This is a genomic window from Limnohabitans sp. (assembly GCF_036804465.1).
Lineage (GTDB): Bacteria > Pseudomonadota > Gammaproteobacteria > Burkholderiales > Burkholderiaceae_C > Limnohabitans.
This window is the reverse complement of the sequence record NZ_DAIRSK010000027.1, coordinates 1-19,684: the sequence shown is the minus strand read 5'-3', so window position 1 is coordinate 19,684 and position 19,684 is coordinate 1. Positions and strand designations below refer to the sequence as shown.

Below are 19,684 nucleotides of genomic sequence, written 5' to 3'. Positions count from 1 at the left end.
GGATGTTTAGGGGGACTCATGGAAGCCAACCCAGGCGAACCACATCGTTAAAAAGAGAAAAAACCATCAGTGACACAAGGATGAACAGGCCTACACGCTGCAACGCGTCAAGCCATGCGGGGGAAGGAGGACGTCCTGTGCAAGCTTCATAAAGATAATACAACAGGTGCCCACCATCGAGCATCGGCAAGGGGAGTAGATTAAACACCCCCAAACTGACGCTGACGAGAGCCAAATAACTGAGATAGGCACCCAATCCTGAACTCGCTGAACGTCCGGCATAGTCAGCCATGGTGAGTGGCCCACTGAGGTTATCCAGTGACGCGCGTCCGGTCAACAAGCGCCACAACATGTCCAGCGTCAAATCGATGACTTCCCTGGTCTTGATCGCTGCTTGACCAAGCCCATCGAACACACCAAATTGCACCCACACTTTGGCTGGCGGTTCGCCAACTTGCGCACCAATTCGCCCCATGTATTGCGAACCGTCTGGCACGCGCTCAGGCGTGACATCGATGTGCAACAAACGCCCCTCACGAGAGATAAGCCATGTTTGCATCAGTGGCTGTTGGTGTTGACCACTGGCACGCACATGCGCACGCAAAGCGCTGGCGTCGTTCACCACTTGACCATTGATGCGAAGCACTTCGTCGCCTCGCTGCAAACCCGCCATCTCCGCAGGCCGCCCTTTTTGCACGTCACCCAACACTGCGCGACTCCAAGCACCTGTCAAACCCCATGCTTGCCAAGCGGTGCTGCCCTTTGCGACAGCGTCTGGCGCGAGAGCTGGCAAGCTCACCAGACGCAAGGTTTGCTTATCCTGCGGCTGCACTTCAAGATAAAGCGAGGCTGTATCTTGCTCAAGCAACTGCCAGCGCAAGGCTTCAAGCGAGACCACTTCCTGTAAGTCATCGGCAGACGTACCAGCCCGTCGCACCGTATCCCCACTGCGCAAACCAGCAGCCTCAGCGATCGAGCCAGCAACAGGCGCAGCCAAAGTGGCCTGCGTCTCGTATTGCCCGACCCAAAAGTTGACAGCGAACAAACACACAGCCAACAGCAAATTCGCCACAGGACCAGCCGACACAATGGCAGCTCTCGCCCACAAGGGCTGACGGTTAAATGCCATGGGAGCGTCTTGTGCAGAGACTTCTCCAGCTTGCTCATCGAGCATCGTGACGTAGCCGCCCAAGGGAATCAGGCTGATGCAAAACTCGGTATCTTGCCCCGCATGCGGTGTGCGTGATTTCCAGCGCCACAATGGTTTGCCAAAGCCAATAGAAAACGTCAGCACTTTCACACCACATGCCACCGCCACCCGGTAGTGGCCCCACTCGTGCACAGTGATCAGCACACCCAGTGCCAGCAAAAATGCAAGAACCGTCATGGCTTACTTGGCCAACAAACGCACGGCATCTTCAGCCACGGCACGGGCCTGGGAATCCAAGGCCAACAAATCATCCAAACTGTGTGGCGCAGAGGGTGACAAATGCGCCATGCAGTTTTGATTCACATCATGAATTTGATCAAAGCGTATGCGACGCTCTAAAAATGCGGCGACCGCAATTTCGTTGGCCGCATTCAGCACCGCCGTTGTGCCGCGCGGACCACGCAGTGCCGTCCACGCCAAATGAATGCCTGCAAAGCGCTCGGGGTGTCCGTGGTCGTCCAAGGCTTCAAAAGTCATGGCAGACAAAGCGTGAAAATCCAAGGCTTGGGCACCTGATGCCATCCGCTCAGGCCAGCTCAAACCATAGGCAATCGGCACCCGCATATCAGGCGATCCCAACTGGGCTAGCACCGATGTATCACGGTACTGCACCATGGAATGGATGATGCTTTGTGGATGAATCACCACCTCTAAACGCTCCGGCGGCAGGCCAAACAAGTAGCGGGCTTCAATCACCTCCAGCGCTTTGTTCATCATGGTGGCGGAGTCCACAGAAATCTTACGGCCCATCACCCAATTGGGATGTGCGCAAGCTTGCTCTGGTGTGACGTCTTTGAGCGTCGCCACTGCTCGGGTGCGAAAGGGCCCCCCAGAGGCTGTGAGGATGATTTTCTCGACGCGCGTCTCCCAAGTCAGCGCATCTTCTGGCAAGGACTGAAAAATAGCTGAGTGTTCGCTGTCAATCGGCAACAGCGTTGCGCCACCTTGTTTGACGGCATCTAAAAACACCTCGGCACCAACCACCAAGGCTTCTTTGTTGGCCAACAACAAACGTTTGCCAGCACGAGCGGCCGCTAGGCACGGCGACAGACCTGCAGCCCCCACGATCGCAGCCATCACGACATCGACCTCTGGATGCGATGACACTTCGTCTAATGCCGCTGTACCCAAGAGCACTTGCGTGCGCAAGCCCTCTGCTTGAATTTTGTCTTTGAGTTGCTGGGCGGCATCATCAGACACCATCACCGCATAGCGGGGTTTGAACTGAGCGCATTGGCGCAACATCAAGTCCACTTGGCGCGCACCGGTGAGGGCAAACACCTCAAACCTGTCGGGGTGTCGCGCAATAACGTCTAGGGTATTGGTACCAATGGAGCCCGTTGAGCCCAGCACTGTGATTCTGAGGAGCTTGTTTGTCATACCGATTGCACCAACATCATGGCCAAGGGCAAAGCGGGCAGCAACGCGTCCACTCGGTCCAAAACACCGCCATGTCCAGGCAACAAGTGACTGCTGTCTTTCATGTCAGCACTGCGCTTGACCAAAGACTCGACCAAGTCACCTGCCACACTCATCATGGTCAAGAAAAGCACAGCTACAACCAGGAACGCTGCGCCACGGCGGTATAAAAGGGTGTACAAACTTTGACTATCCAAAGCGAATTGCGTGTCAATCCAAATCCAAACACAGGCCATGACCAACACGCCCACCATGGCACCCCACACACCTTCCCAACTTTTACCTGGGCTAATGGCCGGTGCAAGTTTGCGTCGGCCAAAAGCACGGCCAGAGAAATAAGCGGCGACGTCTGCGACCCAAACCAACATCAGCAAAGACAATAAGAAATTCACGCCGATGACCTTGGCTTGGTAAATGGCAACCCAAGACAGCCACAACGCCAACACACCGACCGTCAAACGCAACCAGCGTGAAATCAAAACCCAACGGCTGATGCCATGGCGAATCAACCAAGCGGCAACGAACACCCAAGCAGCCCCTGTGATGGTCCAAATATTGGCGGGCGACTCATACGCCCAACGGGCAGACCAAGCAAAAAGACACAGCATCACGCACACGGCTGACACACGCAAGGCACTTCGCATGTCAAAACCATTCAAACGCCCCCACTCCCACGCACCAGCAGCAATGAGAACAAGAGTGAGGCCTGCCAACGGTTCTGCAGCGTCGGCCAACAAGGCGGGCAACAAGAGCGCCAACAAGACCAGCGCAGTGATGACGCGTTGCTTCAACATCCAGCTTAGACCGACATGATTTCTTGCTCTTTGCCAGCAATGAGTTTGTCAATCTCAGCAATGTGGCTGTCAGTTATTTTTTGGGTATCGGCTTCTGCGCGTTTTTGGTCGTCTTCAGACGCGAGTTTGTCTTTCACCAACTTTTTCACAGACTCATTGGCATCGCGACGCAAATTACGCACAGCCACTTTGGCATTTTCACCTTCGGTGCGAACGACTTTGGTCAACTCTTTTCGGCGCTCTTCCGACATGGGCGGCATGGGCACCCGAATCAACTCACCCATGGACGAGGGATTCAAGCCCAAATCGCTGTCGCGAATGGCTTTTTCAATTTTGGCACCCATGGGCTTTTCCCAAGGTTGCACGCTCAAGGTACGGGCGTCCAGCAAAGACACGTTAGCCACTTGGCTGATCGGCACCATCGAGCCGTAATAGTCCACTTGCACGGTGTCCAGCAACGAAGGGCTGGGACGACCCGTGCGTATTTTGGTCAAGCTATTGCTGAAGGCCGCGATGGACTGGCCCATTTTGGTTTCTGTGGTTTTCTTGATGTCAGCGATGGTCATGTTGTGCTCCTGAAGCAGCGCAGGGAGTGGGTCGAAAAACTGGGGAAATTACGCGTGCACCAAAGTGCCCTCGTCCTCTCCCAAGACGACGCGCTTGAGCGCACCGTTTTTGAAAATAGAAAACACCTTGATGGGCAATTTTTGATCGCGGCACAGGGCAAATGCTGTCGCGTCCATGATGCCCAAGTTTTGACCTATGGCTTGGTCAAAACTGAGTTCGGTGTAACGCGTGGCATGGGGGTCTTTTTGCGGGTCAGCTGAATAAACGCCATCCACCTTGGTAGCCTTGAGCACTATTTCAGCACCAATCTCTGCACCGCGCAAAGCAGCGGCTGTGTCAGTGGTGAAAAAAGGGTTACCTGTACCGGCAGCAAACACCACCACTTTGCCCTCTTCAAGGTATTGCAACGCCTTGGGGCGTACATAGGGTTCGACCACTTGATCAATCGCAATGGCTGACATGACTCGCGCCGTGAGGCCAGTCTTGTTCATGGCATCAGCCAAGGCCAATGAGTTCATCACCGTAGCCAACATGCCCATGTAGTCAGCCGTGGCACGATCCATACCGACAGAGCCACCTGCTACACCACGGAAAATATTGCCTCCGCCAATGACGATGGCCACTTCGACACCAAGGCCCATGACCTCAGCCACTTCATCCACAATGCGAACGATGGTGGCGCGATTGATACCGAACGCATCATCGCCCATCAAGGCCTCGCCGGACAGCTTGAGCAAAATACGCTTGTAGGCTGGCTTGGGTGAGGTCATGAAAAGGCTCCTTGATGTGTAGGTGTAAATTGATGTGCGAGAGGAAAATCAAAAAGGGAGCCTAAGCCCCCTGTGTGATCAAGCAGACTGCTTGGCGGCGGCGACCTGTGCGGCCACCTCGGCAGCGAAGTCGTCGACCTTCTTTTCAATGCCCTCGCCCACCACATAGAGAGTGAAAGAAGCCACTTGCGTGTTGGCAGCCTTGAGCATTTGTTCCACGGTTTGCTTGTCGTTCTTGACGAACGTTTGGTTGAACAAAGACACCTCTTTGAGGTACTTTTGCACAGAACCTTCCACCATCTTGATCGTGATGTCAGCAGGCTTGCCAGATTCAGCCGCTTTTGCTGCAGCGACCGAGCGCTCTTTTTCGATCAAGTCGGCAGGCACATCGGCACTGGTCAATGCCACGGGCTTCATCGCAGCCACGTGCATGGCCACATCTTTGGCGGCTGTTTCGTCGCCATCAAACTCAACCAACACGCCAATGCGCGTGCCGTGCAAATAAGAAGCCAGCTTGTGTGCACCGTCAAAACGCTTGAAACGACGGAAACTCATGTTCTCACCAATCTTGCCGATCAAGCCTTTGCGGACGTCTTCAAGGGTAGGACCAAAACTGTCTTGCGCATAAGGCAAAGCGCCCAAGGCTTCGATCGAGGCTGGGTTGTGCTCTGCCACCAACTTGGCGGCCGCTTGAGCCAAAGCCAAAAAGCTGTCGTTCTTGGTCACGAAATCGGTTTCGCAGTTCACTTCCAACAAAGCGCCCGTGTTGCCCGTGATGAAGCTGGTCACCACACCTTCGGCGGTCACGCGGCTAGAGGCCTTGCCAGCTTTGCTGCCGAGCTTGACGCGCAGCAACTCTTCTGCTTTGGCCATGTCGCCTTCGGCCTCAGTCAAAGCTTTTTTGCACTCCATCATGGGTGCGTCGGTTTTTGCACGTAACTCAGCGACCATGCTTGCGGTAATTGCTGCCATTTAATTTCTCCGTCTTCAGTTCAAAACAATTTGGGTGTGAAAAAGGGGCTCCACAAGCCCCTTTTCAAGTTTGGGCCGCGTGATTAAGCAGCAACTTCAACGAACTCTTCATCGCCTTCAGTCACAGCTTTGACCAAGTCGTTGGCAGCGTTGGCACGGCCTTCGATGATCGCATCTGCAATACCGCGAGCGTACAAAGTCACAGCTTTTGACGAGTCGTCATTGCCTGGAATGATGTAGTCAATGCCTTCGGGTGAATGGTTGGAGTCCACCACGCCGATCAACGGAATGCCCAATTTCTTGGCTTCAGCGATGGCGATTTTGTGGTAACCGACGTCGATGACAAAGATCGCATCAGGCAATACCGCCATGTCTTGGATGCCGCCAATGTCTTTCTCGAGCTTTTCCATTTCGCGCTTGAACATCAGCTGTTCTTTTTTAGACAAGGTGTCCAAGCCAGCTTCTTGCTGGATCTTCATGTCTTTCAAACGTTTGATGGATGTTTTGACCGTTTTGAAGTTGGTCAACATGCCGCCCAACCAACGTTGGTCAACATAAGGCACGCCAGCACGGTGTGCTTCTGCGGCAACGATTTCGCGAGATTGGCGCTTGGTGCCGATCATCAACACGGTGCCTCGGTTCGCAGACAATTGCTTGACGAACTTGATGGCATCTTGGAACATCGGCAACGATTTTTCCAAGTTGATGATGTGAATTTTGTTGCGGTGACCAAAGATGAACGGTGACATCTTGGGGTTCCAGAAGCGGGTTTGGTGACCAAAGTGGACGCCTGCTTCCAGCATATCGCGCATAGTGACTGACATAATAAAAACTCCGAAGGTTGGGTCTAAAATCCAGCCCATCATCACCGCAAGTTTTAATTCTTTAAAACTCTTGGCAACACCTTAATTGGACTGGTTTGCGAGTGATGTTTGTCCGAGCGCGAGGCAAACCCCCTACCTCGGAAAAACCCAATGATTCTAGCACAGCCCTTCATACCTCCTTACCCCAACCAGCTTCCTTTAGCAAGGTTTCGCTCATGAATATCGCTGTGATTGGTGCGGGCGTGATTGGCATCACCACCGCCTATGAATTGGCAGCTATGGGCCATCGGGTCAGCGTTTTTGAGCGTCACGGCGCGGCCGCCGAAGAAGGCAGTTTTGCCAACACAGGCATCGCCTCAGCAGGATACGCCGCACCTTGGGCGCATCCCGGCATGATCAAACACGTGCTAACTCACCTCTGGCAACGCGACACACCCTTGCGCATCTCAAGCCCCAGCATGGGCGATTGGAAGTGGCTGTGGCAGATGCGCAAAGCCTGCGACAACGCCACGTTTGCGCGCAATCGCACCAACATACTACGCTTGGCCGAGTACAGCGGCCACCGCATGCGCACACTGACTGACACCCTGAATTTGGAACATGAGCGAAGCCAAGGTCTGATGGTTCTTCTGCGCTCAGCACGTGATATTGAACGCATGCAAGGCAGCTTGCAAGTGATGCGGGACGCCGGCCTGAGTTTCAAAACGCTGAGCGATCAAGAGGCTCGCGTGATTGAGCCTGCGCTCGACCCACAAGCCCTCCTGGCACAAGCCATTCATTTTCCTGAAGATGAAGTGGGCAATTGCCGCCAATTCACGCTGCTGCTCAAAAGCGAAGCAGAAACTTTGGGTGTGAACTTTCACTTCAACGCGAGCGTGCTCCCGCTCTCCAAGGCCCAGCCCAACACCATTCGCACCACTGAGGATCAGACGGGCGAGACGTTTCAAGCGGTGGTGGTTTGCGCAGGGCTTGCCAGCTCGCAGCTGTTGAGGCCTTTAGGGCTGCGCATCCCTTTGGCTGCCGTCCATGGCTACGTCATCAGCGCTGCCGTGCGCGAACCGCTGGATGCGCCTCGCAGCGGCGTCATTGATGAGCAATACAAAGTGGCCATCAGCCGATTGGGCCATCGTGTGCGCGTGTCAGGCGGCTCTGAGATTGGCGGCAACGCCAAACGCCACAACCCTGCCAGCATCAAAACGCTTTACCGTGTGCTCGACCACTGGTTTCCAGGTGCTGCACGAACGCAAGACAACGTGCAAGTGTGGAAAGGCGCACGACCCATGCTGCCCGATGGCCCGCCGCTCGTTGGTGCCAGCGGCGTCTCAGGGGTTTGGCTCAACTTGGGCCACGGTGCCAGCGGCTGGGCCTTGGCCTGCGGCAGCGCACGTGTGTTGGCAGACAGCATCAATGGCAAAAGCCCTGACATCGATTTGCAAGGCTTGGGCCTTGAGCGATTGAATCTGCGGCGATGACAACATCAGGCCTGACGCAACACATCAATAGCCAAGACCGATGGCCACTGCACAGCGTTGCGCAGACACTCACTTTAGAACACCAAGCTCGGGCGGAACTGCCAAGCTACGCGCTGATGCAGCGCGCAGGCCTAGCCACTGCGCAACTCGCGATGGCTATTGCGCCGCATGCACATCAGGTGTGGATAGCTTGCGGCCACGGCAACAATGGCGGCGACGGGCTAGAGGCAGCCGTTCATTTACAAGCCTGGGGCAAAAAACCTATCGTCACTTGGCTTGGCAGCGAGGAAAAAGCCTCGTCAGATGCCAAGCAAGCCTGGACTCGCGCCAAATCAGCAGGCGTGACCTTTTTGCAGCATCCACCCCTAGCGTTTGACCTCGCCATCGACGCCCTACTTGGGATCGGCGCACAACGTAGCCCCGAAGGTTTGATGGCGCAATGGCTCGATGCTATTCAAACCAGTGAGGTACCCGTTTTGTGTGTGGATATTCCTACAGGCTTGTTAGCAGACACAGGTGAATGGATAGGCCTTTCGCCAGCGCAGGGCAGTCATGTATGCCCGCAACGCCACACGTTGAGCCTGCTCACGCTCAAACCAGGCCTGTTCACGGCGCACGGCCAAGATGCTGCTGGCCAAGTGTGGTTCAACGACTTAGGCGTAGCGCCTTTGCCGCAACCAGCCGCCTGGCTGCAACAACATGTTGATGCTCCCGCCAACCGACCACACAACAGCCACAAAGGCAGCTTTGGCGATGTGTCTGTGGTGGGCGGCGCGCCAAGCATGGCGGGCGCAGCAATGCTAGCGGGTATAGCTGCGCTGCATGGCGGCGCAGGCCGTGTGCTGCTGGGCTTGTTGGATGAGGCGGCACATCATGCCGTCACAGCGGCACATCCTGCGTTGATGGTGCGCCAAGTTGCTGCGTTGGATCTCACAACATCCACGGTGGTATGCGGCTGCGGAGGCGGCGACGGCATGCATGCCTTGTTGCACACCGTGCTGTCATCGTCAGAGAAATTGGTGCTAGATGCCGACGCGTTGAATGCGATTGCTGTTGACACCTCGTTGCAAATCTTGCTCAAAAAACGCAGCCAACGCCAAAAACCTACCGTACTCACACCGCACCCGCTGGAAGCCGCAAGGCTGTTGCATTGCACAACCAAAGACGTGCAAAGCAACCGTTTGCAAGCAGCGCAAGGTCTGGCCGACACGTTTGAATGCACTGTCGTGCTCAAAGGCTCAGGCAGCATCATTGCAAGCCCGGGCCGCAGCGCCGTCATCAACGGCTCGGGCAATGCTTTGTTGGCAAGTGCTGGAACTGGGGATGTGCTGGCAGGTTTGATGGGCGCTTACATCGCACGCAGTGACGATGTGTTTGAAGCCGCTTGCCACGCAGTGTTTGCACACGGTCATGTGGCCGATGAATGGCCAAATGATGGGCCACCGCTCGATGCTGCGGGACTGGCAGCATCGGTACGCTCAAGCTAGGCCGCCAGAGCAACGCGTCACTTGCGAGAGCGTCGGCTTTTGGCTGCCGCTTTTTTTTCAGCCGATTTGCGCGGTGCGACGGAAGCAGACTTGGGCTCGCCACGGCCGTCCTTGCCACCTATTTTGGTAAACGCTTTTTTAACCGCGCTCTTGAAATTTTGCATGGATGAACCAGCAGCATCTTTGCCATTGCGCGGCAACAGCTCATCAGCCTCGCGTACCAAACGAAAATCAATCTTGCGACCATCGAGGTCCACGCGGCTGACCTGAATGCGCACGCGCGAGCCAATGCCATAGCGAATGCCTGTGCGCTCGCCGCGCAGCTCTTGACGCATTTCGTCAAAGCGGAAATATTCACCACCAAGCTCAGTGATGTGTACCAAGCCTTCCACATACATGGCATCCAAGGTCACAAACAAACCAAAGCTGGTCGCCGAACTCACGACACCGCCATATTCTTCGCCCAAATGCTCACGCATGTATTTGCACTTGAGCCAAGCCTCGACGTCGCGGCTTGCCTCATCGGCGCGGCGCTCGTTGGCACTGCAATGCAAGCCTGCGGCCTCCCACGCTTGCAGATCAATCGAAGGCTTGACTTTTCCAATCAATGTGTTGTCTGGCTCTCGCACGCGAGATGCCAAACGACGCGCCAGTTTGGCATGCGCCTCGCCTGGGGTTGGCAACGCTGGCAAGGTGTATTTGCGCTTGAGCAAAATGGCCTTGATCACCCGATGTACCAACAAGTCAGGGTAGCGACGAATGGGGCTGGTGAAGTGGGTGTAGGCATCAAAGGCCAAACCAAAGTGGCCGTTGTTGTCAGGCGTATAAACCGCTTGAGACATGGAGCGCAACAACATCGAATGGATTTGCTGTGCGTCCGGGCGTTCTTTGGTGGCCTCGGCGATCGCTTGAAACTCTGCCGGCTTGGGCTTGTCACCCACCGTCAAACCCACGCCAGTTGCTTTGAGGTAGCCACGCAGTACATCAATCTTCATCGGTGATGGACCTTCGTGGACACGGAACAAGCCAGGGTGCTTGCTTTGCAAGATGAAGTCAGCGCTACAGACGTTGGCGGCCAACATGGCCTCTTCAATCAATTTGTGGGCATCGTTGCGCACACGCGGCACGATTTTGTCGATGCGGCCGCTTTCGTCACACACGATTTGTGTTTCGGTGGTTTCAAAGTCCACTGCACCCCGTGCACGGCGGGCTTTGTTCAGGGCACCATACACATCGTGCAAATGAAGCAAATCGTCAATGCGGTCTTTGCGCTTGGCAGCCTCTGGCCCGCGTGTGTTCGACAAAATAGCCGCCACTTCGGTGTAGGTGAAACGCGCATGGCTGAACATCACAGCGGGATAAAACTGATACGCCTCCACCTCACCAGATGCATTGATCATCATGTCGCACACCATGCACAAGCGTTCGACATCAGGGTTCAATGAACACAAACCGTTTGAGAGCTTTTCGGGCAGCATCGGAATCACACGACGCGGAAAATACACACTGGTGGCGCGGTCATAGGCGTCGACATCAATCGCACTGCCGGTTTCCACATAGTTGCTCACGTCAGCAATGGCTACCAACACACGCCAACCTTTGCCCTTGCCCACTTTGGTGGGCTCGCAATACACAGCATCGTCAAAGTCGCGCGCATCTTCGCCATCGATGGTGACCAAAGGCACATCGGTCAAATCCACGCGGTCTTTTTTGTCTTGGGGACGCACCTTGTCGGGCAGTCCGCGAGCCATCGCCAAACAAGCGTCAGAGAATTCATGAGGCACGCCGTACTTGCGAACAGCAATTTCGATTTCCATGCCGGGGTCATCCACCTCGCCCAGCACCTCTTTGATGCGGCCCACTGGTTGGCCATACAAACTGGGGGGCTCGGTCAATTCAACCACCACCACTTGGCCGACCATGGCCTTGGCTGTCGCACCTTTGTTGATCAACACATCTTGGCCATAGCGCTTGTCTTCAGGCGCCACCAACCACACACCACTCTCTTGCAACAAACGCCCAATAATGGGCTGTTTAGAGCGCTCCAAAATTTCAACCACACGCCCTTCGGGACGGCCTTTTCGATCTTGACGAACAACGCGGGCTTTGACGCGATCGCGGTGCAAAACGGCACGCATTTCGTTGGGTGGCAAAAAGATGTCAGGCGCACCATCGTCTCGTTGCACAAAGCCATGTCCATCACGGTGACCCGAGACGGTGCCGACAAACTCTTCCAGCAATCCACTGGTCTGAACGGAATTCTTGATACAATGCTCTCTTTCCTGAAATGCCCAGGTGGCGGAATTGGTAGACGCACTAGTTTCAGGTACTAGCGAGTAACATCGTGGGGGTTCGAGTCCCTTCCTGGGCACCAATATAAGTCAATTAAAAGCCACCATTTGAGGTGGCTTTTGTTTTTGTTAATTTAAATCGGTAATGCGACAAGATCATGACCATCTGTCGCCACCACTTTGGCACGGGTGAATTCGCCAACTTTTAAAACTTTGCTGAGTTTTTCAGATGGCAAGAGCTTGACCACACCGTCAATCTCAGGCGCATCGGCATAGCTGCGGCCTACGCCGCCTTTGCGCCCGCCCGCAAGCGCTGAATCGACCAACACTTGAATAGTTTGGCCAATGCGTCGCTTGAGCTTGGCAATCGACACCTCTTCTGCCACTGCCATGAAGCGCGCTTGTCGCTCGTCACGCACTTCTTTTGGCAACATGCCTGCAATGTCGTTGGCAGCAGCACCGTCCACGGGGCTGTAGGCAAAGCAACCCGCGCGGTCAATTTCGGCTTCACGCACGAAGTTCAGCAAGTGGTCAAACTCTTCTTCTGTCTCGCCGGGGAAACCTGCAATGAAGGTGCTGCGAATCACAATTTGCGGACAAAGTTCACGCCAACGCGCAATGCGCTCGAGGTTCTTTTCACCGCTGGCAGGCCGCTTCATACGCTTCAAAACATCGGGATGGCTGTGCTGAAAAGGCACATCCAAATAGGGCAACACATGACCGGTAGCCATCAAGGGAATGATGTCATCCACACTGGGGTAGGGATACACGTAGTGCAAACGCACCCAAGCTCCATAGGTTTGAGCCAATTTGGCCAAGGCTTGCGACAGTTCTAAGGTGCGCGTCTTGATCGGCTGGCCATCAAAAAAACCTGTGATGTACTTCACATCCACGCCGTAGGCTGAAGTGTCTTGGCTGATCACCAGCAGTTCTTTCACGCCGCCTTCAAATAAAGCACGAGCCTCTTTGAGCACATCACCAACCGGGCGGCTCACCAAATCACCACGCATGGATGGGATGATGCAAAACGTGCAACGGTGGTTGCACCCCTCGCTGATTTTTAAATACGCATAGTGCTTGGGCGTGAGCTTCACGCCAGCCTCACCAAAGCTGTTAGGCACCAAGTCAATGAAGGGGTCGTGTGGCTTGGGCAAATGCGCGTGCACCGCATCCATCACCTCTTGGGTGGCGTGTGGGCCAGTGACGGCTAACACACTGGGGTGCATTTGCTTCACGAGGTTCACGCCACCATCGGCTTGGCGTGCACCCAGACAACCTGTGACGATGACCTTGCCGTTTTCGGCCAGGGCTTCGCCAATGGTGTCCAAACTTTCTTTCACGGCGTCATCAATGAAGCCGCAGGTGTTGACGATCACCAAGTCAGCGCCAGCGAAAGTTTTAGAGGTTTGATAGCCCTCGGCGCTGAGTTGCGTCAAGATCAATTCAGAGTCGGTCAAGGCCTTGGGGCAGCCCAAGCTCACAAAGCCAACTTTAGGAGTAGTTACTTCAGTCATTTGCGTTTCAGCCCCATCACATCCATCATCTGTTCAGTTTGTTTTTTCAGTTGCTCGGCATAGCTGCTCATCAGTGTGGGCACGATAGGCAACTGCGGGACGTTGTCCATGAAAGTTTGCACGTTCTTCTCTAAATATGAACCCATGAAGCCTTGCATCGAATGCCCATAAAAGCGAATGATGTTGGCCAGTACTTGTTCCGTCAGGATGGGGGCCCCGTGGGATTCATGCTCTAAGATAATTTGCAACAAGATGCTTCGTGTCAGGTCTTCCCCTGACTTGGCATCAACCACCCGAAACGGGGTGTTGTGCATCACCAGTTGCTTGATATCCGCCAAGGCCACATAGCTAGACGACGCGGAGTCGTACAGGCGCCGATTCGGATACTTCTTGATCAATCGGTCTTGCGAGTCATCAAAAGTCGTTGATTTTTTGCTGCTCATCGAAGTCAGCTCCCGTTTAAAGAGAAAAGCCCAGTACTGTTCAAACAGTGCCGGGCTTGACGGGGAACAATTTGGTAGGCGCGATTGGAATCGAACCAACGACCCCCACCATGTCAAGGTGGTGCTCTAACCAACTGAGCTACGCGCCTACATTGTTCGAAGCAAAAAGTATAGCAGACTTCAACGACGTTTTGCGGTGCGCACACCGCGAACTTCCTTGACCAAGCCCATGACTTTTTGCAGGCGCCGCGAATCGCCAACTTCCACGGTGAAGGTCATCCACGCAAGGTCTTTGACGGACTGGGTTTGCACGCCAATGACGTTCATCTTCTCTTTCGCAAACACTTCTGAGATATCGCGCAACAAACCTTGACGGTCCACTGCCTCAATGTTCACATCCACTGGATAAACCAAGGCTTTCGCCGACGCTGATTGACCCCAATCTACTTCAATCACACGGTCGCCACTGCGAATGGCCATTTGACGAAAGTTGCCACAATCAGCGCGGTGAATGCTCACGCCTTTGCCGCGTGTCACAAACCCTCGAATGTCATCTGGGGGCGCAGGCTTGCAACATTTGCTGAGTTGCGTGAGCAAGGAATCAATGCCCACCACCAACACACCACTTTTAGAGGTTTTGTCGCTGGGCTTGGCCTTCTTCAGACGCACATAATCGTCTGCATCCCCTGCGCTAGCAGGGGGGTTCAAGAGGATTTCAATGTTGCGCAGCGAAAACTCGTCTTTGCCCACCACCTCAAACAAAGCCTCGGCAGACTTGAATCCCAACTGCGAGGCCAAGTCATCCAGTTTTATTGCGGTCTTGCCTTCGCGTTGCAAGAGCTTTTCCACGGCCTCACGCCCCTTGGCTGCTGTTTCTTGCATGGCCTGCGCGTTGAACCACGCACGCACTTTAGAGCGTGACCGTGAACTGGCCAAGAAGCCCAATTCTGGGTTGAGCCAATCACGAGAAGGCCCCCCCTCTTTGATGGCGGTCACTTCCACGGTCTGCCCGTTTTTTAGTTGCGTGTTCAGAGGAACCAATGCCCCATCGACACGGGCCCCACGGCATCGGTGACCCAGGTTGGTATGCAAGGTGTAGGCAAAGTCAATGGGGGTACCCCCTTGGGGCAACTCGACCACAGCAGCATGCGGCGTGAGCACATAAATGCGGTCACTCAGTGTGTCGGTGGTGGCCTGGCTTTGTGCATCGGCTGACAGCTCACGCTCCCAAGCCAGAAGTTGACGCAAAACTGCCATTTTGGCGTCGTAATCACCTGAGGCACTCACACCAGCATAACCTTTGGTGCCCGCCTCTTTGTAGGCCCAATGTGCGGCCACGCCGTCCTCCGCATGGGCATGCATCTCTTGCGTACGAATTTGAATTTCAATCGTCCGCTGTTGGGCATCGCGCACCACCGTGTGCAACGATTGGTAGCCATTCGATTTGGGCTTGGCGATGTAGTCATCAAACTCAGAATCGATCGGTGCAAACTGGGTGTGCAACATGCTCAAGGCAGCATAGCAATCAGGCACAGAAGGCACCAACACGCGCAGTGCACGAACATCAAACACGTTTGAAAAAGCCAAAGACTTGCCGCGCATTTTCTTGACAATGCTGTAGATGTGCTTTGGCCGCCCTGCCACTTGGGCGTCAATACCTTGTTCCTTGAGCTGATCTTGTACGTGTTGGCGCAGCTGAACCATGTAGCTCTCGCGATCCACACGTTTTTCGTCCAGCAAGGCGGCAATTTCACGATAAGTGATGGGTTCCAGGAAGCGGAAGGACAAATCCTCCATCTCCCACTTGATTTGCCAAATGCCCAAACGGTTTGCCAACGGGGCAAACACATGCAAGGACTCATAAGCCAAGCTGTACGGGACATCTGTCTTGCTGGCAGCGTAGAAACGCAAGGTTTGCAAACGCGAGGCCAAACGCAGCATGACCACCCGAAGGTCGCGCGAAAAAGCCAACAGCATCTTGCGCACGTTCTCGGTTTGTGGCGCAACCGACTGCGCCTGCGCAGCCGCAGCACGTGCTTGGCGCTGAACGCGAATCAAGCGCGTTGTCTCTAGCGCCAGCTCGGCGAAGCTCGCGCCGAATGCTTTGGCAATCACCTCTTGGGGTTTTTGCAAATGCTCGGCGGCATACACCAAATAGCAAGCGGCTTGCATCGCCTCAGAGCCACCAATTTGACGCAGGATGGCTGTGACGGCATCGGCATGTGCCAGCGAATCCTCACCCGAATCCAAGGTCGCATCGATCAGCAAAGGCTGTGCAAAAGCGCGCGCCCTTGTCAACGCCTCCGGCTGCTCAGGCAGCTCTTGCAGCGAATCACCTAAGAGTGAACCCAACTGCGCTTCTTCGTTATGTTTCATGTCAGACTCTGAACCGCATAATGTCATTTGTTTTCTCATCGTAATGCATGGAGTTTTGACAATGTCTGAACGCACACTCATCGGTAAAACAGCTTTGGTCACAGGTTCAACCAGTGGGATTGGACTTGGCATCGCCAAATCATTGGCTCGACAAGGTGCCAACATCATCCTCAACGGCTTTGGTGACACTGAAGGCCCCAAAGCCGAAATTGCCGCTTTAGGCGTGAAAGTGACCTATCACGGCGCCGACATGAGTCAAGCTGCCGACATCGAAGCCATGATGGCGTTTTCTGCCACCACCTTTGGTGGCGTAGATATCTTGGTGAACAACGCTGGCATTCAACATGTGGCTTCGGTCCAAGACTTTCCCGTCGAGCGCTGGGACGCCATCATCGCCATCAACCTCACCAGTGCGTTCCATACTTCGCGGTTGGCCTTGCCTTACATGCAAGCTCAAAACTGGGGGCGCATCATCAACGTGGCCTCTGTTCATGGCTTGGTGGGTTCAGCCCAAAAATCAGCCTATGTCGCTGCCAAGCACGGCATCGTAGGGCTGACCAAGGTCACGGCACTTGAAAACGCCACCTCGGGTGTGACTTGCAACGCCATTTGTCCAGGCTGGGTACTGACGCCACTGGTCCAAAAGCAAGTCGACGCCAAAGCCAACGCCTTGAACATCACCAACGAAGAGGCTACCAAGCTGCTGTTGGGGGAAAAAGAACCCTCTATGCAGTTCACAACACCCGAAGAGTTGGGCGAATTGGCTGTTTTCTTCTGCTCTCAAGCCGCCAACAACGTGCGCGGCGTAGCTTGGAATATGGACGGGGGCTGGACTGCCCAATAAAGTTAAGGGACCAAGCGCGGGTCTTTATTAACATTTATTCAATATTTTTGTACTTGTATATAAAATAAAAAGGCTACTTATGAATTACCTTTGAGGTATGACACAAATCTACCCAAAAGAAACCAGCAAATTTGCAGATCGTTTTCGTGCTGCGCTTAAAGATGCGGGCGTTCGAGTCTCTGCAACGGTGGTCGCAAACGAGTTCAACTTGCGATATTGGGGGGAAGGAATCTCTTCCCATGCAGCGCGAAATTGGCTCATGGGTGTGTCCATCCCCAAACAAGACAAACTCCTTGTCTTATCAAAGTGGCTCAAGATTTCACCCGAAGGCCTGCTGTTTGGCACACCACCGCCGCGTCCAGCGGATGAAGCCTTGCCAGATGACCGCATCAACTTGGTGGACCAACAGTTGATTTCCCGCTACTTTGCACTGCAACCCGAACATCGTCGGGTGGTGCGAGAAGTGGTGGAAGGTTTGGCAGCACTGAGCACCAAGCCTTCTAACCATCAATAAATCAGCGCAACTGCGCGAGCCTCCATGCTCAGGCCCTGTCCCACAGGGCCTATTTTTTCAGCTGTTTTGGCCTTCACATTCACACGAGACACATCGACGTCCAACGCCGTCGCAATGCGCTGGCACATCGCTGGCATGTGACTGGCTAGCTTGGGCGCTTGCGCAATCACGGTGCTGTCGATGTTGCCTATCTGAAAACCTGCAGCACGAACCAACTCTGCGGTCTTTTTCAACAACACCCAAGAATCTGCACCGTGGTAGGCCGGGTCTGTGTCTGAAAAGTGCCTGCCTATGTCCCCAAGCGCCGCAGCACCGAGCAAGGCATCGGTGATCGCATGCAGCAACACATCGGCATCAGAATGACCGAGCAAGCCATGCGTGTGCTCAATGCGCACACCGCCCAGTATGAGCGGGCGGCCTTCAACCAAGGCATGGACATCCCAGCCTTCACCCATTCGAAATGTGGGTAGAGTCATCTTGTGCTCCTTCATTCAATCAATGGCGTCAATGACGCGAATTCAAAATAGCGGCGGCCAAAGCGAAATCTTCTGGGTAGGTCACCTTGAAGTTCTGCGCAGTGCCGGCCACCAGAAGCGGGCATAGTCCTAGTGCCTCAATGGCACTGGCTTCATCGGTCAATTCAGAGCCCGAAAGTGTCAACGCACGCAACAGCAAACCAGCACGAAACATTTGCGGTGTTTGCGCCAACCACTTGTCGACACGGTCTACCGTCTGAGCCACTCGGCCATTCAACTCCACCTTCAAGGTGTCGGCCAATTTGTGAGCCAGCAAGCCACCTACCGAGTCGTGTTGGCAGGCATCTATCAAGAAGTTGATTTGTTCAGGCGTGACCAAACAGCGCGCAGCGTCATGCACCAAGACCCAATCGGTGTCATGCGCGCCTTGCCTGACCAGTTCACGCAAACCGGCCAGCACACTTTGTGCGCGTGTCAGGCCTCCCGTTCGCGATACCTCAAACAAAGGCTGCGGGTGCGCTGCCAGCACGCCATCCATGTGCACATCGTCTGGCGCCAACACCAATACGCCGTGCGCCAAGCGGGTCACGCCAGCAAAAGCGTTGAGCGTATGCACCACCATGGGCAAGCCCGCGATGGACTGGTATTGCTTTGGCTTGTCTGTGCCTGCACGGCTGCCAAACCCCGCACAAGGAATGACGGCAAAGAAGCGATTAGGGGTGGGTAGGTGTAAGGACATTGAATAGCTTTGAGACCCATCGTGAAGAAAGCCCAGCCCCCATTCTAGAATTAGACCAATGCATCTACCCTCCTTGAGTCCCGGCAAACGATTTGCCATGCCCCGCCCTGTCGGTTCTGCGGACGCATTGCTGCTCGCACAGTTAGGCAAGCGCGACAAAACCAAGCAACAACGTGTGGCCATCATCACCGCCGATGCCGTGGATGCCCAACGCCTGCAAGACGAAATGTCGTTTTTCGCCCCCGACTTGCGATGTGTGCTGTTCCCTGACTGGGAAACCCTGCCCTACGACAGTTTCTCACCCCACCAAGACCTGATCAGCGAACGCTTGGCCACGCTGTGGCGCATTTCGCAGGGCGATGCCGATGTGGTGCTGATCCCCGCCACGACTGCACTGTACCGCCTTGCGCCGCCAGCGTTCTTGGCAGGCTACACCTTTCACTTCAAAGTCAAGCAAGCGCTTGACGAGGCCAAGCTCAAGTCACAACTCACGCTGGCAGGTTACACCCACGTCACTCAAGTGGTCAGCCCAGGCGAGTATGCCGTGCGAGGGGGCTTGATTGACCTCTTCCCCATGGGCTCATTGGTGCCTTATCGCGTGGATTTATTTGACAACGAAATCGACTCCATTCGCACCTTTGACCCGGACAGCCAACGCAGCCTCTACCCAGTACCCGAAGTGCGCCTGCTGCCAGGCCGAGAGTTCCCGATGGATGATGCGGCGCGTGCGCTGTTTCGCAACCGTTGGCGCGAAATGCTGGATGGCGACCCGACCAAGAGCCGAATCTACAAAGACATTGGAAACGGTGTGGCCACGGCAGGCATAGAGTACTACCTGCCTTTGTTCTTTGAAGAAACTGCCACGGTATTTGACTACCTTGGCACATCGGCCAGCGTGGTGTTGCACGGCGATTTAGAGCCCGTGTTCCAACGCTTTTGGCAAGACACCCAAGACCGCTATCGTTTGGTGCA

The 19,684-nt window shown here is 54.8% G+C and carries 17 protein-coding genes, 2 tRNA genes and 1 pseudogene; 6 read left to right on the top strand and 14 right to left on the bottom strand.

Annotation, left to right across the window (positions count from 1 at the left end; all coding sequences use genetic code 11):
* Nucleotides 1-16: 16 nt before the first annotated feature.
* From rseP to rpsB, 7 genes are all read right to left on the bottom strand, one after another.
* On the bottom strand, nt 17-1,387 hold the full coding sequence (gene rseP, locus V7Q41_RS12680) for an RIP metalloprotease RseP (protein WP_333846291.1): 1,371 nt from the start codon (nt 1,385-1,387) through the stop codon (nt 17-19).
* Between the two features lie 3 nt (nt 1,388-1,390).
* On the bottom strand, nt 1,391-2,590 hold the full coding sequence (gene ispC, locus V7Q41_RS12675) for a 1-deoxy-D-xylulose-5-phosphate reductoisomerase (protein ID WP_333846290.1): 1,200 nt from the start codon (nt 2,588-2,590) through the stop codon (nt 1,391-1,393).
* On the bottom strand, nt 2,587-3,423 hold the full coding sequence (locus V7Q41_RS12670; RefSeq protein ID WP_333846289.1) for a phosphatidate cytidylyltransferase: 837 nt from the start codon (nt 3,421-3,423) through the stop codon (nt 2,587-2,589). Before V7Q41_RS12670 ends, ispC begins: the two co-directional genes overlap by 4 nt.
* Nucleotides 3,424-3,428: 5 nt before the next feature.
* A complete protein-coding gene (frr, locus tag V7Q41_RS12665) occupies nt 3,429-3,989 on the bottom strand; it encodes a ribosome recycling factor (RefSeq protein ID WP_333846288.1) in 561 nt (186 codons plus the stop codon).
* 48 nt (nt 3,990-4,037) lie between these two features.
* Complete coding sequence (gene pyrH, locus V7Q41_RS12660; protein WP_333846287.1) at nt 4,038-4,760, bottom strand: UMP kinase; 723 nt, start codon at nt 4,758-4,760, stop codon at nt 4,038-4,040.
* A gap of 78 nt (nt 4,761-4,838) precedes the next feature.
* Entirely contained in the window at nt 4,839-5,732 is an 894-nt protein-coding gene (gene tsf / locus V7Q41_RS12655; protein ID WP_333846286.1) for a translation elongation factor Ts, read from the bottom strand.
* Between the two features lie 83 nt (nt 5,733-5,815).
* Complete coding sequence (gene rpsB, locus V7Q41_RS12650) at nt 5,816-6,556, bottom strand: 30S ribosomal protein S2 (RefSeq protein WP_333846285.1); 741 nt, start codon at nt 6,554-6,556, stop codon at nt 5,816-5,818.
* A gap of 215 nt (nt 6,557-6,771) precedes the next feature.
* Here rpsB and V7Q41_RS12645 point away from each other — a divergent pair, with 215 nt between their 5' ends.
* Both V7Q41_RS12645 and V7Q41_RS12640 read left to right on the top strand, forming a co-directional pair.
* Nucleotides 6,772-8,028, top strand: a complete 1,257-nt coding sequence (locus tag V7Q41_RS12645) for a D-amino acid dehydrogenase (protein ID WP_333846284.1) — start codon at nt 6,772-6,774, stop codon at nt 8,026-8,028.
* A complete protein-coding gene (locus V7Q41_RS12640; protein ID WP_333846283.1) occupies nt 8,025-9,515 on the top strand; it encodes an NAD(P)H-hydrate dehydratase in 1,491 nt (496 codons plus the stop codon). Before V7Q41_RS12645 ends, V7Q41_RS12640 begins: the two co-directional genes overlap by 4 nt.
* A gap of 17 nt (nt 9,516-9,532) precedes the next feature.
* On the opposite strand, the gene rnr is transcribed toward V7Q41_RS12640, so the two are convergent.
* Nucleotides 9,533-11,755 carry a ribonuclease R gene (gene rnr / locus V7Q41_RS12635; protein ID WP_442918866.1) on the bottom strand — a complete coding sequence of 741 codons (2,223 nt, stop codon included), beginning with the start codon at nt 11,753-11,755 and terminating at the stop codon, nt 9,533-9,535.
* A 49-nt stretch (nt 11,756-11,804) separates the two neighbouring features.
* Between rnr and V7Q41_RS12630 the strand changes: the two genes are divergently transcribed.
* A tRNA-Leu gene (locus V7Q41_RS12630) sits at nt 11,805-11,889 on the top strand.
* Nucleotides 11,890-11,940: 51 nt separating this feature from the next.
* Here the strand turns inward: V7Q41_RS12630 and rimO are convergent.
* The 4 genes from rimO to V7Q41_RS12610 form a co-directional block, all read right to left on the bottom strand.
* On the bottom strand, nt 11,941-13,320 hold the full coding sequence (rimO, locus tag V7Q41_RS12625) for a 30S ribosomal protein S12 methylthiotransferase RimO (protein WP_333846282.1): 1,380 nt from the start codon (nt 13,318-13,320) through the stop codon (nt 11,941-11,943).
* Nucleotides 13,317-13,763, bottom strand: a complete 447-nt coding sequence (phaR, locus tag V7Q41_RS12620) for a polyhydroxyalkanoate synthesis repressor PhaR (protein ID WP_333846280.1) — start codon at nt 13,761-13,763, stop codon at nt 13,317-13,319. The genes rimO and phaR overlap by 4 nt, the downstream gene beginning before the upstream one ends.
* A gap of 72 nt (nt 13,764-13,835) precedes the next feature.
* Nucleotides 13,836-13,912 (bottom strand) — tRNA-Val (locus V7Q41_RS12615).
* Between the two features lie 31 nt (nt 13,913-13,943).
* A complete protein-coding gene (locus tag V7Q41_RS12610) occupies nt 13,944-16,139 on the bottom strand; it encodes a RelA/SpoT family protein (RefSeq protein ID WP_333846279.1) in 2,196 nt (731 codons plus the stop codon).
* A gap of 61 nt (nt 16,140-16,200) precedes the next feature.
* Between V7Q41_RS12610 and V7Q41_RS12605 the strand changes: the two genes are divergently transcribed.
* Together V7Q41_RS12605 and V7Q41_RS12600 are read left to right on the top strand one after the other, a co-directional pair.
* Nucleotides 16,201-16,983, top strand: a complete 783-nt coding sequence (locus tag V7Q41_RS12605) for a 3-hydroxybutyrate dehydrogenase (RefSeq protein ID WP_333846278.1) — start codon at nt 16,201-16,203, stop codon at nt 16,981-16,983.
* Nucleotides 16,984-17,080: 97 nt separating this feature from the next.
* Nucleotides 17,081-17,497: a hypothetical protein gene (locus tag V7Q41_RS12600; RefSeq protein ID WP_333846277.1), complete on the top strand. Its 417-nt coding sequence runs from the start codon at nt 17,081-17,083 to the stop codon at nt 17,495-17,497.
* On the opposite strand, the gene ispF is transcribed toward V7Q41_RS12600, so the two are convergent.
* Entirely contained in the window at nt 17,491-17,973 is a 483-nt protein-coding gene (gene ispF / locus V7Q41_RS12595; protein WP_333846276.1) for a 2-C-methyl-D-erythritol 2,4-cyclodiphosphate synthase, read from the bottom strand. The genes V7Q41_RS12600 and ispF overlap by 7 nt on opposite strands.
* A 28-nt stretch (nt 17,974-18,001) precedes the next feature.
* Nucleotides 18,002-18,712 (bottom strand): 2-C-methyl-D-erythritol 4-phosphate cytidylyltransferase, encoded by a 711-nt coding sequence (gene ispD, locus V7Q41_RS12590; protein WP_333846275.1) that lies wholly within the window; start codon nt 18,710-18,712, stop codon nt 18,002-18,004.
* Nucleotides 18,713-18,770: 58 nt separating this feature from the next.
* On the opposite strand from ispD, the pseudogene V7Q41_RS12585 reads away from it, so the two are divergent.
* Nucleotides 18,771-19,684 (top strand): annotated as a pseudogene (locus tag V7Q41_RS12585) (transcription-repair coupling factor); the annotation flags it as partial.

Coding starts and splice junctions, on each gene's coding strand:
- rseP (WP_333846291.1), bottom strand. CDS start 1,387: ATGACGGTTCTTGCATTTTTGCTGGCACTGGGTGTGCTGATCACTGTG.
- ispC (WP_333846290.1), bottom strand. CDS start 2,590: ATGACAAACAAGCTCCTCAGAATCACAGTGCTGGGCTCAACGGGCTCC.
- V7Q41_RS12670 (WP_333846289.1), bottom strand. CDS start 3,423: ATGTTGAAGCAACGCGTCATCACTGCGCTGGTCTTGTTGGCGCTCTTG.
- frr (WP_333846288.1), bottom strand. CDS start 3,989: ATGACCATCGCTGACATCAAGAAAACCACAGAAACCAAAATGGGCCAG.
- pyrH (WP_333846287.1), bottom strand. CDS start 4,760: ATGACCTCACCCAAGCCAGCCTACAAGCGTATTTTGCTCAAGCTGTCC.
- tsf (WP_333846286.1), bottom strand. CDS start 5,732: ATGGCAGCAATTACCGCAAGCATGGTCGCTGAGTTACGTGCAAAAACC.
- rpsB (WP_333846285.1), bottom strand. CDS start 6,556: ATGTCAGTCACTATGCGCGATATGCTGGAAGCAGGCGTCCACTTTGGT.
- V7Q41_RS12645 (WP_333846284.1), top strand. CDS start 6,772: ATGAATATCGCTGTGATTGGTGCGGGCGTGATTGGCATCACCACCGCC.
- V7Q41_RS12640 (WP_333846283.1), top strand. CDS start 8,025: ATGACAACATCAGGCCTGACGCAACACATCAATAGCCAAGACCGATGG.
- rimO (WP_333846282.1), bottom strand. CDS start 13,320: ATGACTGAAGTAACTACTCCTAAAGTTGGCTTTGTGAGCTTGGGCTGC.
- phaR (WP_333846280.1), bottom strand. CDS start 13,763: ATGAGCAGCAAAAAATCAACGACTTTTGATGACTCGCAAGACCGATTG.
- V7Q41_RS12610 (WP_333846279.1), bottom strand. CDS start 16,139: ATGAAACATAACGAAGAAGCGCAGTTGGGTTCACTCTTAGGTGATTCG.
- V7Q41_RS12605 (WP_333846278.1), top strand. CDS start 16,201: ATGTCTGAACGCACACTCATCGGTAAAACAGCTTTGGTCACAGGTTCA.
- V7Q41_RS12600 (WP_333846277.1), top strand. CDS start 17,081: ATGACACAAATCTACCCAAAAGAAACCAGCAAATTTGCAGATCGTTTT.
- ispF (WP_333846276.1), bottom strand. CDS start 17,973: ATGACTCTACCCACATTTCGAATGGGTGAAGGCTGGGATGTCCATGCC.
- ispD (WP_333846275.1), bottom strand. CDS start 18,712: ATGTCCTTACACCTACCCACCCCTAATCGCTTCTTTGCCGTCATTCCT.